The organism is Undibacterium sp. FW305-107, assembly GCF_058788535.1.
Genome location: NZ_JBYTAV010000001.1, coordinates 858,399 through 878,987 on the forward strand (window position 1 = coordinate 858,399; position 20,589 = coordinate 878,987).

General features: G+C 51.8%; 13 protein-coding genes and 1 riboswitch. Of the genes, 4 read left to right on the forward strand and 9 right to left on the reverse strand.

Annotated features, from left to right (window positions below):
- Positions 1 to 10 precede the first annotated feature (10 nt).
- Positions 11 to 748: a hypothetical protein gene (locus AC3WQT_RS03975; RefSeq protein WP_492702469.1), complete on the forward strand. Its 738-nt coding sequence runs from the start codon at positions 11 to 13 to the stop codon at positions 746 to 748.
- A 12-nt stretch (positions 749 to 760) separates the two neighbouring features.
- Here the strand turns inward: AC3WQT_RS03975 and thiE are convergent, their stop codons facing one another.
- The 9 genes from thiE to AC3WQT_RS04020 all read right to left on the reverse strand — a co-directional run bounded on the left by thiE (position 761) and on the right by AC3WQT_RS04020 (position 15,959).
- On the reverse strand, positions 761 to 1,402 hold the full coding sequence (gene thiE / locus AC3WQT_RS03980) for a thiamine phosphate synthase (RefSeq protein ID WP_492702471.1): 642 nt from the start codon (positions 1,400 to 1,402) through the stop codon (positions 761 to 763).
- Positions 1,399 to 2,217, reverse strand: a complete 819-nt coding sequence (gene thiD / locus AC3WQT_RS03985; RefSeq protein WP_492702473.1) for a bifunctional hydroxymethylpyrimidine kinase/phosphomethylpyrimidine kinase — start codon at positions 2,215 to 2,217, stop codon at positions 1,399 to 1,401. Before thiD ends, thiE begins: the two co-directional genes overlap by 4 nt.
- A gap of 10 nt (positions 2,218 to 2,227) precedes the next feature.
- The gene (locus AC3WQT_RS03990) at positions 2,228 to 3,019 is read right to left on the reverse strand and encodes a thiazole synthase (protein ID WP_492702475.1); all 792 of its coding nucleotides are present in this window, start codon (positions 3,017 to 3,019) and stop codon (positions 2,228 to 2,230) included.
- 99 nt (positions 3,020 to 3,118) lie between these two features.
- Positions 3,119 to 3,319, reverse strand: coding sequence for a sulfur carrier protein ThiS (gene thiS, locus AC3WQT_RS03995; RefSeq protein ID WP_492702477.1), 201 nt, complete (start codon positions 3,317 to 3,319; stop codon positions 3,119 to 3,121).
- A gap of 2 nt (positions 3,320 to 3,321) precedes the next feature.
- Positions 3,322 to 5,235, reverse strand: coding sequence for a phosphomethylpyrimidine synthase ThiC (gene thiC, locus AC3WQT_RS04000; RefSeq protein WP_492702479.1), 1,914 nt, complete (start codon positions 5,233 to 5,235; stop codon positions 3,322 to 3,324).
- Between the two features lie 84 nt (positions 5,236 to 5,319).
- Positions 5,320 to 5,421: riboswitch (TPP riboswitch) on the reverse strand.
- A 70-nt stretch (positions 5,422 to 5,491) separates the two neighbouring features.
- Positions 5,492 to 7,627 (reverse strand): tetratricopeptide repeat-containing diguanylate cyclase, encoded by a 2,136-nt coding sequence (locus tag AC3WQT_RS04005; protein WP_492702481.1) that lies wholly within the window; start codon positions 7,625 to 7,627, stop codon positions 5,492 to 5,494.
- A 76-nt stretch (positions 7,628 to 7,703) separates the two neighbouring features.
- A complete protein-coding gene (locus AC3WQT_RS04010; RefSeq protein WP_492702483.1) occupies positions 7,704 to 12,245 on the reverse strand; it encodes an EAL domain-containing protein in 4,542 nt (1,513 codons plus the stop codon).
- 184 nt (positions 12,246 to 12,429) lie between these two features.
- Complete coding sequence (locus AC3WQT_RS04015; RefSeq protein ID WP_492702485.1) at positions 12,430 to 13,608, reverse strand: ABC transporter substrate binding protein; 1,179 nt, start codon at positions 13,606 to 13,608, stop codon at positions 12,430 to 12,432.
- A 254-nt stretch (positions 13,609 to 13,862) separates the two neighbouring features.
- Positions 13,863 to 15,959: a TonB-dependent receptor plug domain-containing protein gene (locus AC3WQT_RS04020; RefSeq protein WP_492702487.1), complete on the reverse strand. Its 2,097-nt coding sequence runs from the start codon at positions 15,957 to 15,959 to the stop codon at positions 13,863 to 13,865.
- 223 nt (positions 15,960 to 16,182) lie between these two features.
- On the opposite strand from AC3WQT_RS04020, the gene AC3WQT_RS04025 reads away from it, so the two are divergent.
- From AC3WQT_RS04025 to AC3WQT_RS04035, 3 genes are all read left to right on the forward strand, one after another.
- Positions 16,183 to 19,008, forward strand: a complete 2,826-nt coding sequence (locus AC3WQT_RS04025; protein ID WP_492702489.1) for a valine--tRNA ligase — start codon at positions 16,183 to 16,185, stop codon at positions 19,006 to 19,008.
- A gap of 120 nt (positions 19,009 to 19,128) precedes the next feature.
- Positions 19,129 to 19,593 (forward strand): DUF2147 domain-containing protein, encoded by a 465-nt coding sequence (locus AC3WQT_RS04030; RefSeq protein ID WP_492702491.1) that lies wholly within the window; start codon positions 19,129 to 19,131, stop codon positions 19,591 to 19,593.
- Between the two features lie 183 nt (positions 19,594 to 19,776).
- The gene (locus tag AC3WQT_RS04035; RefSeq protein ID WP_492702493.1) at positions 19,777 to 20,577 is read left to right on the forward strand and encodes a substrate-binding periplasmic protein; all 801 of its coding nucleotides are present in this window, start codon (positions 19,777 to 19,779) and stop codon (positions 20,575 to 20,577) included.
- Positions 20,578 to 20,589: the final 12 nt, after the last annotated feature.

The window sequence follows — 20,589 nt, forward strand, 5'->3', positions numbered from 1 at the left end:
TTCCTCTTGAATGATGATGCTACGTCCCTATCCTTTGTTTGCCATATTGGCCACTGCCATGATTTCATATAGCCAGCCAGCTGCTGCCATGACTATGCTGCGCTCAAATGACACTTTGATTTTATATGGCAAGGTAGAAGCGGATGACACGCAGCGATTTCGCCGCAATCTGTCAGGCGGTGAAGTGCACAATGTCGTGTTGACTGAAAGCCCTGGCGGTGACCTGGGTGCCGCATATGGCATAGCCCAGCTTATCAAAGGCAGGAAAATCAATACTGCCGTCCAGGGAAACTGCTTTTCTTCCTGTGCCATCATGTTCATGGCAGGTACGGAAAGGCGCATGCTAGACAGCAAGAATCTGGCACGCACGCGACTGGGTTTTCATGGGCCACACAATAAAGAAACCCGCGAAGTCAGCACCGAAGCCATACCCAAATTGCGTGAGTGGTTGTTAAAAGCCACCGATGGCAAATTCCCGGAAGAATTGCTGGATCAGGCCATGTATATTAAAAGAGCCAGTGACATGATGCTGTTCTATTATCCCGGTGCGGACAAGAAGAAAGGTAATATCCGCTTTTGCACGGAAGGTACGCTGGCCAATCCGCGCAAATGCGAGACCATAGAAGGCCACGACATCATCAGTGTCGGCATCCTCACCACGGCAGAATTATTGAAAGTTGAAGATCTGGAACCGCAAGCGGCTGCATCTGCGCCTACCAACAAAGAAGCTGAGAGCGAAATTAAATAAACCCTGAGCCCCTCACTGACGTGCAGTGAAAAGTTCTGTAAATGCGAGCGCTGCCTGTTGCGGCCGTTCTGCCATATACACGCTGCTGATCACGGCCACCATGTCAGCCCCCTGAGCAAGCAGGGGCTGACAGTTTTCCAGTGTCATGCCACCGATAACGACGTTCGGCAAGTCGAATTCCTTTACTGCATCTGCAACTACACTGGCAGGTGTGCTTACTGCATATTTCTTGATGCGGGAAGGATAAAAACCACCGAAGGCAATATAACTTGCTCCACCCATTACGGCAGTACGCGCCAGCTCCAGATCACCGTAGCAGGATGCACCCAGTATCTTGTCAGACCCCAGTTTGGTTCTGGCGTCTGCTACCGAAATATCCGTGCCACCTACATGCAGGCCATCAGCACCAATTTCCAGGCAAAGTTCCAGATGGTCGTTGATGATGAAGGGTTTATTAAAACTGCGGCACAGTCCCAGCAAGGCCAGCGCCTGGGTTTTGCGTAGTTCTTGACTGGCAGTTTTGTGACGGTATTGCACGATATTTGCACCACCCTGCAAAGCCTGTTCTGTGACTGTCACAAGTTGAGCAGTATCATCCCAATCAGGGGTGACGACATATAAACCGCTCAATGGATGATTGCCCAATGTGTTCATGATTTTTCCCTTGTACTCAATACTGGCTGGCGTGCTGGAATAAGCTGGCCTGCAGCTATCGCATACGCATGCAGCAGGCTTTGCTGTGTATAGCTTTGTGCCTGTTGCAAAGCTTCTGGCAAAGTCACTCCCCTTGCCAGTTGTCCGGCTATCGCTGAGGCCAGCGTGCAGCCACTACCATGAAATTCACCTGACAAACGCGGCCATGACCATTCTTGTGCGGTCTGCCATTGTCCATGCTGGAACCAGATGTTTTTTACCCGGGCTTCTGTTGCATGACCGCCTTTCAGCAGAACATCCGTATCATAAGCTTGCATCAGGTTTTCCACCTGCGCCTGTATATCAACAGCCAATGGTGACAGACGCTGTAACTCAGGCAAATTGGGCGTGATCAGCGTTGCCACTTTCAATAATGGCTCAATAGCTGCTATTGCATCATCCAGCGACAAACTGTCGCCGTGACCGCTGCCCAATACCGGGTCAACAATGACATGCAGATCAGCATGTTGCAGTTTCATCTTCTGGATAAAACTGGCAATCGCCGTCGCATTTTTTTTGTGCGCAACGATGCCAAGCTTGATGACCTTGACCGGTATTTTTGCCACCAGCGTCATTGCCTGCTGCAAGATGATTTGCACATCGACTGCATGCACGGCATAAGCGTGATCGTTATCCTGCACGGTCAATGCAGTAATCACCGGCAAGGCATGTGCGCCCTGCGCGGCGATGGCTTCTATATCTGCCTGTATGCCAGCACCGCCACTGGGGTCATGCCCGGCAAATACCAGCACACAGGGACGCTTAGTTGCTTTCATTAAACGAAGATCAGACAATGCGGCCAGCCATCGGTGACGATGGTGATGCTGCAAACTTGCGTGGCATGCGCCCCGCCAGAAATGCTTCACGTCCAGCCTCGACTGCGAGACCCATGGCACGTGCCATGCGTACCGGATCTTTGGCGCCAGCGATTGCCGTATTCATCAACACCCCATCGCAACCCAGTTCCATGGCTATCGCTGCATCAGATGCCGTACCTACACCGGCATCCACCAGTACCGGCACTTTGGACTGGTCTATGATCAGCGACAGATTCCAGGGATTCAAGATACCCATACCTGAACCTATCAAGGAGGCCAGCGGCATGATGGCGACGCAGCCTATGTCTTCCAGCATGCGTGCCTGTATGGGATCATCACTGCAATATACCATGACGTCGAAACCATCCTGCACCAGGGTTTTCGCTGCCTTCAATGTTTCGGGCATATTCGGGAACAGGGTTTTCTCGTCGCCCAATACTTCAAGCTTGCACAGCTTGTGACCACCCAATAACTCACGCCCCAGTCGCAGGGTGTACACCGCATCTTCGGCGTTATAACAACCCGCCGAGTTGGGCAGTATGGTGTATTTACTCGGTGGCACTACGTCCAGCAAACTGGGGGCATTCGGGTCTTGCCCTATGTTCACGCGACGGATTGCTACCGTGATGATCTCTGCACCGCTGGCTTCTGTCGCCAGGCGGGTTTGTTCAAGGTCTTTGTATTTGCCGCTGCCAACCAGCAGGCGGGAGCGGTAGGTTTTGCCGGCTATGGTTAAGCCTTGGTCGTTTTCTGTTTGCATAAAAATTCTTTCAAATTTGTGAGCGCTAAGCAATACATCGCCGGGCGAATTTGCAGGTTGGGCCGGCCCTACCAGCCCAACCTGCAATCAACGAACGAATCAACCGCCACCAATCGCCCTGACTACATCAACCTTATCATCCACTTGCAACTGATGCTCTGGCCATCGCGACCGCGGGATAATCTGCCGGTTCACCGCCACCGCAATTGCCTGCTGCGACAAATTCAGTTCGGCAATCAAATCCGCCAGCAGCACGCTCGCCAATTGCCGTTTTTCTCCATTAAGCTGTATCTCCACCATGGCTATTGCTTCTTGTAGATTTCCGCACCGGATTTGATGAACTCGACGGCTTTGACTTCCATACCCTGTTTCAGCGCCTGGATCTCGCTGATACCCTGCGCATTGGCATAGTCGCGCACTTCCTGCGTGATTTTCATGGAGCAGAAATGCGGGCCGCACATGGAGCAGAAATGGGCGACCTTGGCAGAATCTTTGGGCAGTGTTTCATCATGGAATTCACGTGCCTTGTCGGGGTCGAGACCGATGTTGAACTGGTCTTCCCAGCGGAATTCAAAGCGCGCCTTGGAAAGAGCATTGTCACGTATCTGCGCACCTGGGTGGCCTTTTGCCAGGTCGGCTGCATGGGCGGCGATCTTGTAAGTGATGATGCCATCCTTGACGTCGACCTTGTTTGGCAAACCCAAATGTTCTTTCGGTGTCACGTAGCACAGCATGGCAGTGCCGTACCAGCCTATCTGTGCCGCGCCTATGCCGGAAGTGATGTGGTCGTAGCCGGGGGCGATGTCAGTCGTCAGAGGGCCGAGAGTATAAAAAGGCGCTTCATGGCATTGCTCAAGTTGCAGGTCCATGTTTTCCTTGATGAGATGCATGGGCACATGGCCCGGGCCTTCTATCATGACTTGCACATCATGTTTCCAGGCGATCTGCGTCAGTTCACCCAGGGTTTTCAATTCACCTAACTGTGCTTCATCATTGGCATCATAGATGGAACCTGGACGCAGGCCATCGCCGAGGCTGAAAGACACATCATAGGCTTTCATGATTTCGCAAATGTCTTCGAAATGCTCGTACAGGAAGCTTTCTTTATGATGGGCCAGACACCATTTCGCCATGATGGAACCACCGCGTGAAACGATACCGGTCAGGCGCTTGGCTGTCATCGGCACATATTGCAGACGCACGCCTGCATGGATGGTGAAGTAATCGACACCTTGCTCAGCTTGTTCAATGAGCGTGTCACGGAAAATTTCCCAGGTCAGGTCTTCTGCTTTGCCATTCACTTTTTCCAGTGCCTGATAGATGGGCACGGTGCCGATAGGTACGGGTGAATTGCGGATGATCCACTCACGGGTTTCATGTATGTGCTTGCCAGTGGAAAGATCCATGACATTGTCGCCACCCCAGCGTATTGCCCAGGTCATTTTTTCTACTTCTTCACCGATGGAAGAGGTCACTGCAGAATTACCGATATTGGCATTGATCTTGACCAGGAAATTACGGCCTATGATCATCGGTTCGATTTCAGGATGATTGATATTCGCAGGAATAATCGCACGGCCACGGGCGATTTCCGAGCGTACGAATTCTGGCGTGATTTCTTCAGGGATCGCGGCCCCGAAAGACTGACCCGGATGCTGGCGGCCCATGACTTCTGCCAGCTTGCTGCCCATGGGGCCAGAGGCTTTCAGGTTTTCGAGATATTCTTTCCTGCGCAGGTTTTCGCGTATTGCAACAAATTCCATTTCAGGTGTGATGATACCCTGGCGTGCATAGTGCATTTGCGAGACATTCTTGCCTGCCAGTGCGCGCCGTGGCAGGCGTTTCAGATTGAAGCGCAATTCAGCCAGCTTGGGGTCATGCAGGCGGGCGATGCCGTATTCAGATGTCGGGCCAGCCAGTTCTTCAGTGTCATTACGCTCGGCTATCCAGGCACCGCGTACGGATGCCAGGCCAGAGCGGATATCGATTTTTACTTCAGGGTCGGTGTAGGGGCCGGAGGTATCGTAGACATAGATAGGTGGATTTTTCTCCGAACCAAACATGGCTGGTGTATCTGACTGGCTGATTTCACGCATGGGTACGCGGATATCGGGGCGGCTACCCTGTACATAGGTCTTGCGGGAATTCGGCAGTGGCTGAATGGCTGCCTCGTCTACCGTAGCGGTAGCGGACAGGAATTGCGGGTTGGCGTTCATTTTGGCTCCTTTGCTTTGTTGGCATGGAGCCAGCAAAGGAGTTTCCAAAACTGGTGCGCGCAGATCAATACATAACACAGGCGGCACAAACTTCGGCAGCTTCCCTTCGCTGGCATTATCCAGATCAGGTTCGAGGGTATTTCTCACCCGCCAACAAAATTGATGGCAGGACCCCTAGCATTTTTTCTTCGGGTTCTGAATTAAATCCAGAACCGCGACGACGGCAGATTATACGACTTTTTTAAACTCTGGTGCTTTATTTGATTTCGCTGGCCAATTCTGTATCTTGCATTGTTGACGATGGTGCAAGATTGCTTTCCGGCAGTTTTACTGGCCCATGCACTTCTACCAATTCGACCATACCCGCCTTGATGGCGGCCGACAAATCATGATCCAGTACCGGCAAGGCTTCTTCATAGGCAATCAATAATTTACTGACACCATAGGCACGGTTGCGGCCATTGACCTTGCCCAGATATAACGCCATGTCGGCAATTTGCAGCGCTTTTTCCCAGTTGCAAACTGCTTCTGGCAAGCCAGAAAATGGCAGGCTGATGAAACCTGCAGTCAAGGTAACAGGCACACTGGCGCCCTCGACTTCGATGTTCTCTTCACCGATGCTACGCAAAATACGCTCTACCAGTCCCTTGAGTTGTGCAGGATTAGAGCGTGGGGAATAAATCAAAAACTCTTCCCCACCCCAGCGCAACACCATGTCGCTATCGCGCACTGTACTGCGCAAACGGCGCGCCACTTCTATCAGGACAGCATCGCCGGTTGCATGACCAAAGCTGTCATTGATATTTTTGAAGTGATCGATATCCATGAGAATTAAACAATCCGGATTATCAAGCGCATCTTCGCGCCTTTCACCTTCCGGCAATATGACTCTGCCCTTCATCATATCGACAAAAGAGCGGCGGTTATATAAACCAGTCAGGGGATCACGCACGGCATGAAATTCAAGTTGCTCATTCACTTCGCGCAGTTTTTCATTGGTCTTGCGTACCCGTCTGTACAAGAAGAAGACGACTACACCCACCATCACCATGATGATGGCAGCCAGCATCAACACCACTTGCTGCAACTGGCGGTTTTTGATGTCGGCATCCTTGAGCTGGTTTTCACGCGCCAGCAATTCAATCTGTTTTTGTCTTTGCTGGGCATTGAATTGTTCTTGCAGGGTGGCTACAGCCCGCGCGCGATCAGAGCGGAATAATTCATCACTGAGTTTTTGTTGTTCACGTACGGTTGCCAACGCTTCTTTATACATGTCAGCGGCTTCGTACATATTGCCAATTTCGCTGAGCAGGTTTTCCACATCCGACTTGGAACCTGTCTCCATGAAAAACTTCTTGGCCTCGTTGATGAAACCTATACCCTGAGAAAATTTCTTTTGTCCTGCCAGCGCAAAACCTATATTCGCTTTGGCGATGGCAATTGCAAAAGGGTCATTCACGGCCTGGGCTTTTTCCAGGGAGAAGCGGGCGGCGCGCTCGGCCTCGGTGAACTTGCGCACATGCAGGTAATAATCAGCAATATTGCCCAAAGCGGTTGCCGCCACGGCTGGCATGCCAGCTTCAGTGGATATCTGCAATACCGTCTTGTAAGCTTCCAGAGCTTCATCATGGCGCCCAAGGTCTATCAGTGCCAGACCACGTGTCATTTGCAAGGATGAGGTAATCTTGGGTGATTCTATTTTAGGCTGCATCGCCAATGCATCGTTGGCAGTTTCCAGGGACTTTTCAGCATTGTGCATATTCAGATATAGCCTGGCGATGGATTCCATGCGGTACATCTTGGCCTGGGCACGCCTTCTTGGTATCTGATCTGCCAGTTTCAGCGCCTCAAGAAAATAAGGCAGGGATTTATCAAAATTACCTATCGCCAGTTGCACCATGCCGAAGGCGATATTCAGGCGCATGAGTACTTCCGCATTTTTTGAATCACGCAGGCTTTGCTGTATATCATTGAGCTTCACCAGTGCCATGGCAAACTTGCCCTGATCCAGTAACTGAAAGGCTTCACCTATCAGCGCCATGTTGATCATGTCATTATCTTTTTGCAACCTGGCGAGTTGCAGCAACTCTGCATTGGCAGCATCGGCTTCCTTGATCTTGCCAGCGTCATACAAGATGCCTATCAGTGTCTTCAGGACTTCGGCCCGCAAGAAGTAATCTGCATCCTTGCCTAATTTGTCTTTGTATTCCTGCAGTTGTTTGAGTGCGGCGGTATTGTCACGGTCAGACAGCGTATGTATCGCTTCGATCTCAGAAAAATCAGCTTGAGGTTTAGCTTGCGCATGTGCCGTCGTGTTCATGCATAGCAAGAAGATAGCCAGCAAACCCGGCATCAGGCTGGTTTGCCATTTAGGTAGTTGAAGCTGCAACATGCAAGCCCTCATTGATCGATCCGAGTCTCTAATAATTTTTATCAAGGCTGCAGCAAAACTGCGTCAGCCCCAGGTTTCATTTACCTGTCTGATCCAGAAATACGCTGCCCACTTGCGACAATATTTCGTCTTCCAGTTGCTGCGCCGGTATAGGTTTGCTCAAGTAAAAGCCTTGCAGGATATCGCAGGATTGGGCGCGTAAAAATTCCAGTTGTTCGCGGGTTTCCACCCCTTCAGCCACTACCTCCAACCGCAGACTATGTGCCAGCGCAATGATGCCGGTGACAATGGCGGCATCGTCGGCATCACCAGGAATATCGCGCACGAAGGAGCGGTCTATCTTGATGATATCGACAGGAAAGCGTTTCAGATAAGACAGTGATGAATAGCCAGTACCAAAGTCATCAATGGTCAACCTGACACCGAGGCTGCGCAGACGGTCCAGTATGGCCAGAGTATCTTGCGCATGCTCCATCAGCGTGCTCTCGGTAATTTCCAGTTCCAGCATTTTCGCGGGCAAGCCGGTATCGAACAAGACTTGTTCTACCGTATTGGCAAAATCCTTTTGCAATAACTGGCTGACAGACAAGTTCACTGCAACCCGCAGATGGGACATGCCCTTATCCATCCAGTTGCGCATCTGGGCGCAGGCCGTACGCAATACCCATTCACCGAGCGCAATAATCAAACCGGTTTCTTCTGCCATCGGTATGAATTCCAGTGGCGACACCATGCCACGGGTAGGATGGAACCAGCGCACCAGTGCTTCTGTACCGATGATCTCACCAGTATCCATACGTGCCTGGGGTTGATAGAAAACTGCCAGCTCATTACGTTCCAATGCACGGCGCAAATCATTTTCCAGACGTACCCGTTCAGAGATCGAATGCTCCATCGCCGCTTCAAAAAACTGGAAGTCGGTATTGGTTTTCTTGGCGCGGTACATGGCGGTATCTGCATGTTTGACCAGGGTGCCTACGTCCATGCCATCACTGGGATAAACAGAAATACCTATGCTGGCGGTCACGAAAATATCATGACTATCAATCTGGAAAGGCTTGGCCAGAGTGCGGCAGATATTTTGCGCAGCCGATGCCGCAGCCGCCGGGTCAGCCAGCTCGCTCAATACCACGGTAAATTCATCGCCCCCCAGGCGTGCCACGCAATCGGCATTACGTACGCTGCGACGTATGCGCTGCGCCACGGCAATCAACAGACGGTCACCAACATCATGGCCGAGAGTGTCATTGACATTCTTGAATCTGTCCAGGTCCAGGAACAGCACTGCCACTGATTCGACATTGTCCTTGGCCATGGTCAACCTGCGCCCCAGTTGGTCAAGGAATTGCGTGCGGTTAGGCAAACCCGTCAGCACATCATTGAAGGCCAGGTGGCGTATGCGTTTTTCTGCCTGATTCGCTTCTATGATGCGGCGCACGCGTTGCGACAACACGGCAAAATGAATAGGCTTGGGGATGTAGTCACAGGCACCGGCAGCAAAGGCTCTTTCTACCGAACTATTGTCTTCCAGTGCGGTGATCATCAACACCGGTATGCTGCGGCCACGCGGCATTTCCTGTATCAGGCTGCAGGCGGTAAAACCATCCATGACTGGCATGACAGCATCCATGAGGATGACATCAGGCCGCATGCGTTTGAGCATCAGCAAAGCTTGCGAACCATCTGCAGCTTCCTCGACTTTAAAACCATCTCTTTGCAAGGTATGACGCAGTGTGCTGCGGGTGCTTCGGTCATCGTCGACCACCAGCACTTTAGCGACATGACGGCTATGGCTGACAGCATCATGGTCTTCCAGGAACACTTCATTACCCAGCTCGGACGCCACCGCTTCATAAGCTTGATGCAGGCTACTCAGTAAAGGTGTAATTTCTGACAAATGCCGTTCCAGTGCGAGTTGCTCAACTTCTTTGGCAAACTGCAAAAGATTGGTGGCCCCAAGGTTACCGCTACTGCCCTTGATGGAATGCGCCATGGCACGCACCATTTCAGCATCGCCTTGCTGCAAACCCTGGCTTAATTGTTCCAGATAGACAGGTGTGTCTTCCAGGAACAGGGATACCGTCTGCTGCAGACCCGGCCCCAGGATATCGCGTAATTTATCGAACACAGCGCGGTCTAGCGGGCTATTGTCGAGTGCTTGCAATTGTCCATCTGATGGCAGTGCGCGTCCTGCTGCACCGCCATGGGTCAGCCAACGCTCCAGTTTCTGACGCAATTCTACCAGCGTGATGGGTTTGGCCAGATAATCATCCATACCTATCGCCAGGCATTTTTCAGCATCGCCGCGCTGGGTATTGGCCGTCATCGCCACAATAGGTGTGCGCCTGCCCAGTCCGTCTTCATAGCTGCGTATCCTGACTGTGGCTTCATAGCCGTCCATTTCCGGCATGCTGCAATCCATGAGTATCAGGTCATAACGGTTGCGGCGGGCTGCCTCCACGGCTTCCTTGCCATTACCGGCAAATTCGCAATGGCAGGCAGAAAGCGAGAGCATGCCTGCAGCCACCATTTGGTTGGTGCGATTATCCTCAACCACCAGTACGCGCCATTCAATATGACCGCCATTGGAAGGATGGCGTGTCACTTCCATGCTCCTGGCGGGCATGTGCGCAGGTGCCCTGGCGATCGTTGTTGCTGTTGCAGCAGAGGATGTCTGCACATCGGCTGTGGTCAGCAGCAAGTGACGCAAGGCTTCCAGCAGTTTTTCGATGTGTACTGGCTTGCTCAGGCAAATTTCAGCCGTCGAAGAATTAGCATCTCCCACGCAACCATTCCGATCCAGTGCCAGAGTACGGATGCCACTATAGCGATGGTCATTGCGCAAGCGGCGCGCCAGTTCTTCGCCATTGTCATCCATGCTGCTGACATCCATGATGACCAGAGAATGCGGCGTGCCATCTTTCGCAGCCTGATCCAGCAAAGCCAGAGCCTGCACGCCACTGGCAACCGCGTGGCAAGACATGCCGTGACGGGAAAGTTGTTGCGTCAGGAAACTGCGAACAACTTCACTGGGGTCAACGATGAGTATGCGTTCATCCTGCAAATCAGCGCTGGCACTGGTCAGTGCAGGTTTTTCTGTACTGCTGGCGTGACATTGCATGCTGAAGTAGAAGTTACTGCCCTGATCCGGCACGCTGCTGACACCGATTTCGCCATGCAAGAGTGCCACCAGTTGCTTGCAGATGGCCAGCCCCAGACCGGTACCGCCATATTTGCGGGTAGTTGAACGGTCCGCCTGGGCGAAGGATTCAAACACATTAGCGACGGCATCTGCCGACATGCCTATGCCGGTATCGCTGACTTCAAAACGCAGGCTCATCATGGAAGACGGGTCTGCCTGATCATGGTACTGACTCAATACCACCCGCACCGCTATTTCACCATGTTCGGTAAACTTGACTGCATTGCCAATCAGGTTGATGAGGATCTGACGTAAGCGCAGCGGGTCGCTCTTGACGCGCAAAGGTACATCATCAGCGATCAGATAAGCCAGTTCCAGGCCTTTTTGCTGGGCTGACTTGGACAATAATTCCAGTACTTCGGCCACTAGTTTATTGAGGTCAAATTCGATTTCTTCAACTTCGACCTTGCCTGCTTCCATCTTGGAAAAATCCAGGATGTCATTGATCAGTTCTATCAAAGCCTGGGAAGAGTTCCAGGCCACATCCACACATTCACGCTGGCTCTTGGTCAGGCGCATTTCTTTCAGCATGTCGAGCATGCCAACCACGCCATTCAAGGGCGTACGCACTTCGTGACTAACGGTAGCAGCAAATTGCGCCTTCATGACAGCTGCATGCAAAGCCTGATCACGCGATTGCTTGAGTTCAGCCTCACGGTCTTCCAGCACTGCCATCATCTGATTAAAGGCATGCGACATTTCTATGATGTCTTTTGACCCGTCCGGCGTGGCACGCATGCCGGATTCGCCTGCCTCTGCTCTACCCATCAGGGCAGACAACTGGTTCAGCGGGCGTATCATCTGCCGCGACATCAGGCGTATCACGGCCAGCAATATCAGGGCAAATGAAAAGGTAATGCCAAGGTTGCCCAGCAACAGTGACGACACCAGTTTATCAAGCGTGGTCTTACCGACCACCACATGCACATAGCCCAGCAATTGCGGTTTGCTTTCCTGTACTTCAAAAGGAGAGGCTTCACTTTCACCGGCAAATACCGGGGCGCTGAAACGCCAGTCCTGATCACTTTCCTGTTCCAGCCTGGCACTCGATAATGGTCCGGCCGGATGTGTTTTCAATGGAGGCAAGACCACGCCTGGCTTGCTTTGTGACAGCAAGACCTTGTGATCGGCATTGGCAATTTCTACCTGCAAGACATCAGGAAAAGCCAGGGTTGTCGCCACCACTTCCCTGGCATTGTCTGCTGAGTGATACAGCAGCGCCAGCCGGCTTTGCCGGGCCAGGTTTTCTGCAACTTGCTGACCTTGTACGACAAAGTAAGCGCGCATGCGATGGCTGGCCTGCCATGAGTTCATGATGGAAGAAAAAAGTGCCAGCACCAGAATAGCGGCCGTGATGATGACCGTTAGCTGGAGACTGAAACCTGTGCGGCGAAAGTAGTTACTGAAAAACTTCATACTTGAACCAAATTACTTGTGGCCACTCACCCTCAAGCTGCGCTGGTGAACAACACTATGTCCCGGAATATTCAAGATCATGCCAGCACTGGTTTATCAATGCGTGGCATGCTTGGCTCGTTCACTTCTCATCTTTCTTTTTCTTCATGCGGGCTCATACCAATGCCCACCTGCTTAGCTTCATTCAAGGCTCAGGGAAAATCGAATCAAAACTTCTCTGGCTTTGATAATCAATGTTCAGACCTATATGGCTGGCAGTGCGCAAATTGACTGCCACCAATACTTCGCGCAATAGCGATACGCCAGACTTGCGGCCATCACCACTCACGGCACTTTGCGCAGCCATGGCCAGGCTCTGTCCGAGTTCCAGATTATTCGGATAAAGGGCAAACAATGCCCCTTTTTTGGCGTGCAAAAAACTGCTGGAAAAGAAGGGAACGCCACGGTTCCATGACTCACGCAATACCAGTGGCAAGATACTGCCCTCTTCCACTGTCGTCGAGTCTTGCGGTAACCACAGGGCATCGCGCCGGTCGGCATTGGCAAAGGCCACTTCATATTGATGGGCCGCGCCAGCCAGGTCTTTGGCTTCGTAGGTGACCAGTTCCAGCCCCTGCTGTTTGGCGGCTTCGCGTGCCAGCTTGATCAGCCATTCATTGTTTTTTGGATCGTAGACGACGATCACCCTTTTGACACCTGGCAGCAGGCTTTTCAGGCGGGAAAATAGCAGTACCGGGTCTGGCATCAGGCTGACACCAGTCATGCTGCGGCTTTCACTTTCCGGGATGTTTAAAACCCCGCCAACCACCACGGCAATCTCACGGTCCAGACTACTGGCCAGTTTCACACCCTGACGGCCAAGTGCAATCACAACCTTGACGCCACTGCGTTTCAATTGCGCATTCAAGTCGCCAGTTTCCAGCTTGGGCCCTATCGGCATACTGATCACTGGCATGCGCGACTTGCTTTCTATACCCTCAATGATCTTGGCAAAAATACTGCGATATGGCTCACCCATATCCGGGTACAGTACGGCCAGGCTACCACCGGTGCTGACGTCCTGGCGACGTCCCTGACTGGCAACGTCAGCAAATACCAGATGTTCGCCATAGCGACGCCCCATGCGCAAGTCCTGAGCCAGCGCAGGCGTATGCACTTGCGGCATCTGGTTTTGCAGCATCGCCAGGTCCGGCATCAAGGCAAGCTGGTCTGCCCTGACCGGATCGGCAAACAAAACCAGGATGCAAAAAGCGATATTGAAAAACCACCAGACGTGCTGAAACAGCCCTGGCTTCCTGTCAGTTTTTGTACTGTCGCTGGAAGCACGGATATCAGAAAAATAAGGGGCGCTGTTTTCCAACATCTAAAGTTTCATACCTTCTTTGGTTTTCACTAACAGGATCAATTCATCCTTATTAAATACATGCCATACGTCCGGCACATGCAGCTCAGGCAATCTGCACTCTTTTTACAACAACCTATCACCCTGCCGCATCCGTAATTCAACTGAACCATCAACATTAACAGATTTACTCACGCTCCTATATCGAAATTCTTGAAGCTGCACTGTCCGTCCGACAAGCGGTCACCATTCCTTGCAAAAGACGTCTGCTATTTTTACAACTTATAGCCAAATTGCAAAAATAATGACCGCCCCCCCATGGGTATATCATTTGGCATATTTACAAAAGGCGTGCTGTATGGGCTGGGTTCGCGCACATCCGCATTCAGGAGATTGCGCACCGCCAAAGTCCAGTCCCAGCCTGCATATTTTCTATTCGTCCCCAGCGTCAAATCCAGGGTAGTGTAATCCCTGACACTCGGGCGGGTGTCGCCTGGTTCTCGCTGGCGGTCTGCAATGTGATTGACTTGCGCATTCACCCGCCATCCTGCTGCTGGCTGCCAGTCTGCCCGCACATAGGCGTGGCGGCGCGGTGTCAAACCCGGGTCCTTTTGCGTCATATCGTCAATGGCACGCTGGTAAGCAATATTGCCAGCCAGACGCAAATTTTTGTGCACATCCCAGCTGGCCTCCAGCTCAAAGCCCCGGCCACTCTGGCTGCCACCATTCTCATTCAAAAAATTATTACTGATCCTGATGATGTCCGACATCTGATAACGAAACAGATTCAAACCCAGTTGCAAACCTGGCCGCGCTTGCCAGTTCAGGGCCAATTCCGTCGTGCGCATTCTTTCAGCCTTCAGCGCCGGGTTACCATTCACGACAGGATTATTGATCACATACAGTTCTTCAAAAGCGGGAGCGCGAAAAGCACTGCCGTACAAGAGCTTGGCGGTCAGGTTGTAATCAACTTCCCATACCAGGGCCAGTCTTGGATTGGTGGTATTACCAAAATCGGAATACTGGTCACGCCGCACACCTGCAGTCAAAGTCCAGTCCTTGGCAAATTGCCATTCGTCTTGCACATATAAATACTTCAACAAACGGCCATGAGGTCGTATATACGGGACAGTGTCGGTAACATCTACCAGATCAGAAAAAGCACCAACATTGATCGGTGAATTATCAGGGTTAAAGTTTTTGGTTTCGCGTATCTTGTACAAATCTTCTTTTGATACTCCTATCCCAAAACGCAAATGATGTTGGGCAAAACCGCTGTAATGGAAGGTGGCATTCAGCCTTTCATGCCTCTCCCAGCGATAAGGGCTACCGATAAAACCATCCTTGAAGGCACCGCCAAAAGCACCTGCAGGAAAAATCACGATACTGGAATTTTCATTGTAATAAGTAAAACTACCATTCAGCTCCAACCCCCAGTCCCTGGCAAAATCCGGGTCCTTGTATTTCAAATCACTGGTAAAGCGACGGCTGCTGCCCCAGCCACTGGGGTCCAGCGCCTGGGCGATGCCCGTGCCTGCGCCTATGTTTTCCCTGTGCATGAAGCCCAGGTTCAAATTCCATTTGTCGTACGCCAGCTCCATATTGGCGTCCGTAGCAGCACGGCTAAAGTTTTCATAACCTGGTGCAAGGGAAGCGTGAGTGCCAAATAACTGGTCAAACCCACTTTGTGCATCGCGTTCAACCAGGGCACGCGGCCCGGCAGTGCGGCTATGTTGCAAAGAAGCGGCAACATCGATGCTGCCCCACTTGCCACCGTGTAAAACCCAGGCGTCCCGGCTATTGAATGACCCCAGCCGTACACCAAAACGTGTGCCATCCTGCTCTTTGGCAGTTTTGGTGACAATATTGATCACACCTGAAAAAGCATCTGCGCCATACAGGGCAGACCCAGGGCCACGGATAACTTCTATCCTGGCGATATTTTCCAGTGGCATATCAGCAGAGAGGAAGCCCCGGTCACCACTATAGGCATTGGTCACCGGTGTGCCGTTGATAAGAACCAGCACCTGCGGATTACTGAGCGCACTGCGCACCCCACGTATGGTGTAAATAGCCATATTCAACACGGTAGAGCGCCCTACATGCAAGCCAGGTACTGTTTCCATCACGGCATCAAGGCTGGTTGCACCTGTCGCTTCTATATCGGCCGCGGTAATCACGGTGGCAACTGCTGGCGCACGGCGCAAAGGCAAAACCGAACCCGTAGCAACACTGATGACAGACTTGTCACCATACACCAGGGCCAGGTCCTCTTCATTGTTCGGTTCGTCAGCCCTGGCCAACTGAGGCAGGACTGTCAGTAGCAGGGCAAGATTCAGGGTATATACCGTATTGATAAGGCGTCTCATCATGTCCCCTGGGGTTTATAAGCATATTAATCCAATCCTCCAGGCAACAACAAGCCAGATGCAGCGGGGCAACACAGCATTTGTCGCTTTGCTGCTCACAAATGACAAGATTTAAAATATTCATTATCTTTAAGATAATTTAAATTCAGGCTACCCGCAGGAAAACCCGACTTCTGCACTTACCTCATTTATAATCAAAGGTTTAGCAATCACCGCAGATCATATTATGGAATTAGCCAAGTCTTTTGAGCCCGCAGAAATCGAACAATCCTGGCGTGGCGAGTGGGAAAAACGTGGATATTTTGCCGCCACCATGGATGAAGGCAAACCCTCATTCTCGATACAACTGCCACCACCGAATGTGACAGGCACCCTGCACATGGGCCACGCCTTCAACCAGACCATCATGGATGGTCTGACGCGCTACTACCGCATGCGCGGTCACAATACGGCCTGGGTGCCGGGCACTGACCATGCCGGTATCGCCACGCAAATCGTGGTGGAACGCCAGCTCGATGCACAAAAGATTTCGCGCCATGATCTGGGCCGTGAAAAATTCCTGGAAAAAGTCTGGGAATGGAAAGAAAAATCCGGCTCCACCATCACTGGCCAGATGCGCCGCATGGGTGCGTCTGCCGACTGGGACCGTGAATATTTCACCATGGATGCCGAACGCTCGAAGAGCGTCACCGATGTCTTCGTCAAACTGGTAGAGCAAGGTCTGATCTATCGCGGCAAGCGCCTGGTCAACTGGGACCCGGTGCTGGGCACTGCGGTATCTGATCTGGAAGTGGTGTCGGAAGAAGAAGATGGTTCGATGTGGCATATCCGCTACCCGTTTGCAGATGGCTCCGGCCACCTGACGGTAGCGACAACCCGCCCTGAAACCCTGCTGGGTGACGTGGCGGTAGCGGTTGACCCGACGGATGAACGTTATATCCACCTGGTTGGCAAGATGCTCAAGCTGCCGCTGACAGGCCGCGAAATCCCGGTGATTGCCGACAGCTATGTCGACAAGGAATTTGGTACTGGCTGCGTGAAGATCACGCCTGCGCATGACATGAACGATTACGCAGTCGGCCAGCGTCACAAACTGGACATGATTTGCATTTTCACTCTGGATGCCAAAATCAATGAAAACGCCCCTGCCGTATATCAGGGCATGGACCGCTTCGTCGCCCGCAAACAAATCGTTGCTGACCTTGATGCGCAAGGTTTGCTGGAATCGGTAAAACCACACAAGCTGATGGTGCCACGTGGCGACCGTACCAATGTGGTTATCGAACCCATGCTGACTGACCAGTGGTTCATGGCCATGAGCAAACCAGCACCGGAAGGTACCTTCTTCCCGGGCAAATCCATCGCTGAAGTGGCGCTGGAAAAAGTCGCTGACGGCGAAATCAAATTCATCCCGGAAAACTGGACGACGACTTACAACCAGTGGCTGAACAATATCCAGGACTGGTGTATTTCGCGCCAATTGTGGTGGGGCCATCAAATCCCGGCCTGGTATGGCGACAATGGCGAAATCTTTGTTGCGCATGATGAAGCCGGTGCCAGAGCCAAGGCAACTGCCGCTGGCTACACTGGTGCATTGAAGCGTGATGATGACGTGCTTGATACCTGGTTCTCGTCTGCACTGGTGCCTTTCTCGACCATGGGCTGGCCGGAAGAAACACCGGACATCAAACACTTCCTGCCATCTTCAGTACTGGTGACTGGCTTTGACATCATTTTCTTCTGGGTAGCGCGCATGGTCATGATGACCACGCATTTCACCGGCAAGGTGCCATTCAATACCGTGTATGTACATGGACTGGTACGCGACTCCAGCGGCCAGAAAATGTCCAAGTCCAAGGGAAATACCTTGGACCCTATCGACCTCATCGACGGCATCACTGTTGATGAACTGGTCGCGAAACGTACTGCTGGGCTGATGAACCCCAAACAGGCAGCCAGCATAGAAAAAGCTACGCGCAAGGAATTTGCTGATGGCATCCCTGCCTATGGTACAGATGCATTGCGCTTTACCATGGCCAGCTATGCATCGCTGGGCCGCAATATCAATTTCGACCTGGGCCGTTGTGAAGGCTATCGCAACTTCTGCAATAAGCTCTGGAATGCAACCCGCTTTGTCTTGATGAATACTGAAGGCAAGGATTGCGGCTTTGGCGCTGGCGTTACCGATGCCGATCTTGAATACTCGCAAGCTGACAAATGGATCATATCCACCCTGCAACACGCAGAGGCCGAGATAGAAAAAGGCTTTGCAGACTACCGTTTCGACAATATCGCTTCTGCCATCTACAAGTTTGTCTGGGATGAATATTGCGATTGGTATCTGGAAGTAGCCAAAGTCCAGGTACAACAAGGCAATGAAGCGCAGCAACGCGCCACCCGCCGTACTTTATTGCGCGTACTGGAAGTGATCTTGCGCCTGGCTCACCCTGTCATTCCTTTTGTCACTGAAGCCCTGTGGCAAACCGTGGCACCACTGGCAGGCAAGACCCTGAACCCGGCTGGCGACAGCATCATGATCCAGCCTTACCCGTTATTCGTCGCGGCAAACGTCGACACTGCGGCAGAGGCCTGGATGCAGGCATTGAAAGCAATGACCGACGCCTGCCGTAACCTGCGTGGTGAAATGCAATTGTCTCCTGCCCTGCGCGTGCCACTGCTGTTGCAGGCCGCCAATGCTGAAGACAAAGCACGTCTGCAATCTTTTGCGCCTTACCTGCAAGCTCTGGCCAAGCTGTCTGAAGTGTCTGTCGTTGATGCCCTCCCTGAGTCACCGGCACCTGTATCCGTCGTTGGCGAATCCAAGCTGATGCTGAAGGTGGAAATCGACGTGGCAGCAGAACGTGCACGTATCAGCAAGGAAGTCGCCCGCCTGGAAGGTGAAATTGCCAAGTTGGAAACCAAGCTGGGTAACGAAGGCTTTGTCGCCAAGGCACCTGCACAGGTCATCGCGGTTGAGAAAGAACGCCTGGCGAATTTCAAAGCCACTTTGCAAAAACTGCTTGAACAATTGGGCAAGTTGCCAGCAGCATAATAAGCTGGCAATACTATGGGTTAAAGTAGGTACTCTAAAAATATTGTACGTGGTTAAAATTTTGCCACGTACAATCAATTTACATAATCAGAGACCTCAGTTTTTCTTTTTGGAGACAGCATGAAAAAAACAGTTCCATTCGCCTTATCCCTACTATCCGCATTCATCGCATTCGCAGGTATGCCACTGCTGGCACAGGCAGAAGAAAGCCCGGTCGGCCTTTGGAAGAGCATAGATGACAAATCAGGCAAACCCAAGGCGCTGATACGCATCACCGAAACTGCTGGTGAATTGCAGGGCAAGATAGAAAAACTGTTTCTGGAAGCCGATGCTACCGACAAAAACCCAAAATGCGACAAATGTGAAGGCGTCAACAAAGACCAGCCCATCGTCGGCATGACGATTTTGTCGGGCCTGAAAAAAGATGGTGATGAATACACGGGGGGCAAGATACTCGACCCAGGTAATGGCAAGCTGTACAGCAGCAAACTCAGCATCATAGAAAACAACAAGAAACTGAATGTACGCGGCTATATAGGTGCTCCCATGTTTGGCCGTACACAGACCTGGTTGCGCGAGCAATAAGTCTTTAACTTAAGTAATATTACGACAACGGGAGCTCAGGCTCCCGTTGTCGTTTACGATTCATTATTGTGGCACAGCATAGTTCACATATTGTTGCGGCCCAGCGACTTGCCAGAAGCCGCAATAAGGCAGATGATAAGCTCCTGAGTCCCTTTCATCCAAGCCCTTTTTTAAGGCGGTATCATGAAAAAAGCATGGTCATTCTGGTGTGCTGTTGCTCTGCTGCTACCGCTACTGCCTGGTATCTCCAGTGCACAGGCCCAACTGCTCAAAATCGCCACTGGCGAACTTCCGCCCTATGCCACTGAAAGCCGCCCTGACAAAGGCATCGCTCTGAGCATAGTGCGGCGCGCCTTTGAACTGGAAGGTTATCAGGTTGAATTTACTTTCCTGCCCTGGTCGCGTGCATTGGCGGAAAGCCGCGCCGGTAAATGGGATGGCACGGCATACTGGGGTCATAAGCCTGAGCATGATGCGAGTTTTTTCCTGAGTGACAATGTCATCACCGAACAATGGGTTTTTGTCTATCGCAATGCCCTGGATTTCAAATGGAAACAATTGGACGACCTGCGCCCATACCGTATCGCCATGATACAAGACTACACCTATACGCCAGAAATCTGGGCCATGGCCAACAAGGGTGATCTGAAAATGGAAAAGCTGCCGAATGATATGGCGGCATTGAAACTCTTGTTGCTAAAGCGGGTGGATATCGCCCCGATGGAAAAAAACACCGCCTGCGATTTATTGGCGCGGAATTTTTCACCTGCTGATGCGGCACAATTATCCGCCCACCCAAAACTGATGACGGACAGTTTTACCACTCATCTGATGATGTCACGCGGTCTGCCCACCAGTGCTGGCCGGATTGCCGCTTTTAATAATGGTTTGAAAAAACTGCGTGCCTCGGGTGAATATCAAAAGCTGTCGTCCCAGGTCAATTGCCCACAAGGCTGGTCTGACGTGGCTAAAACCGGCCACTAAATTTCTCCACTG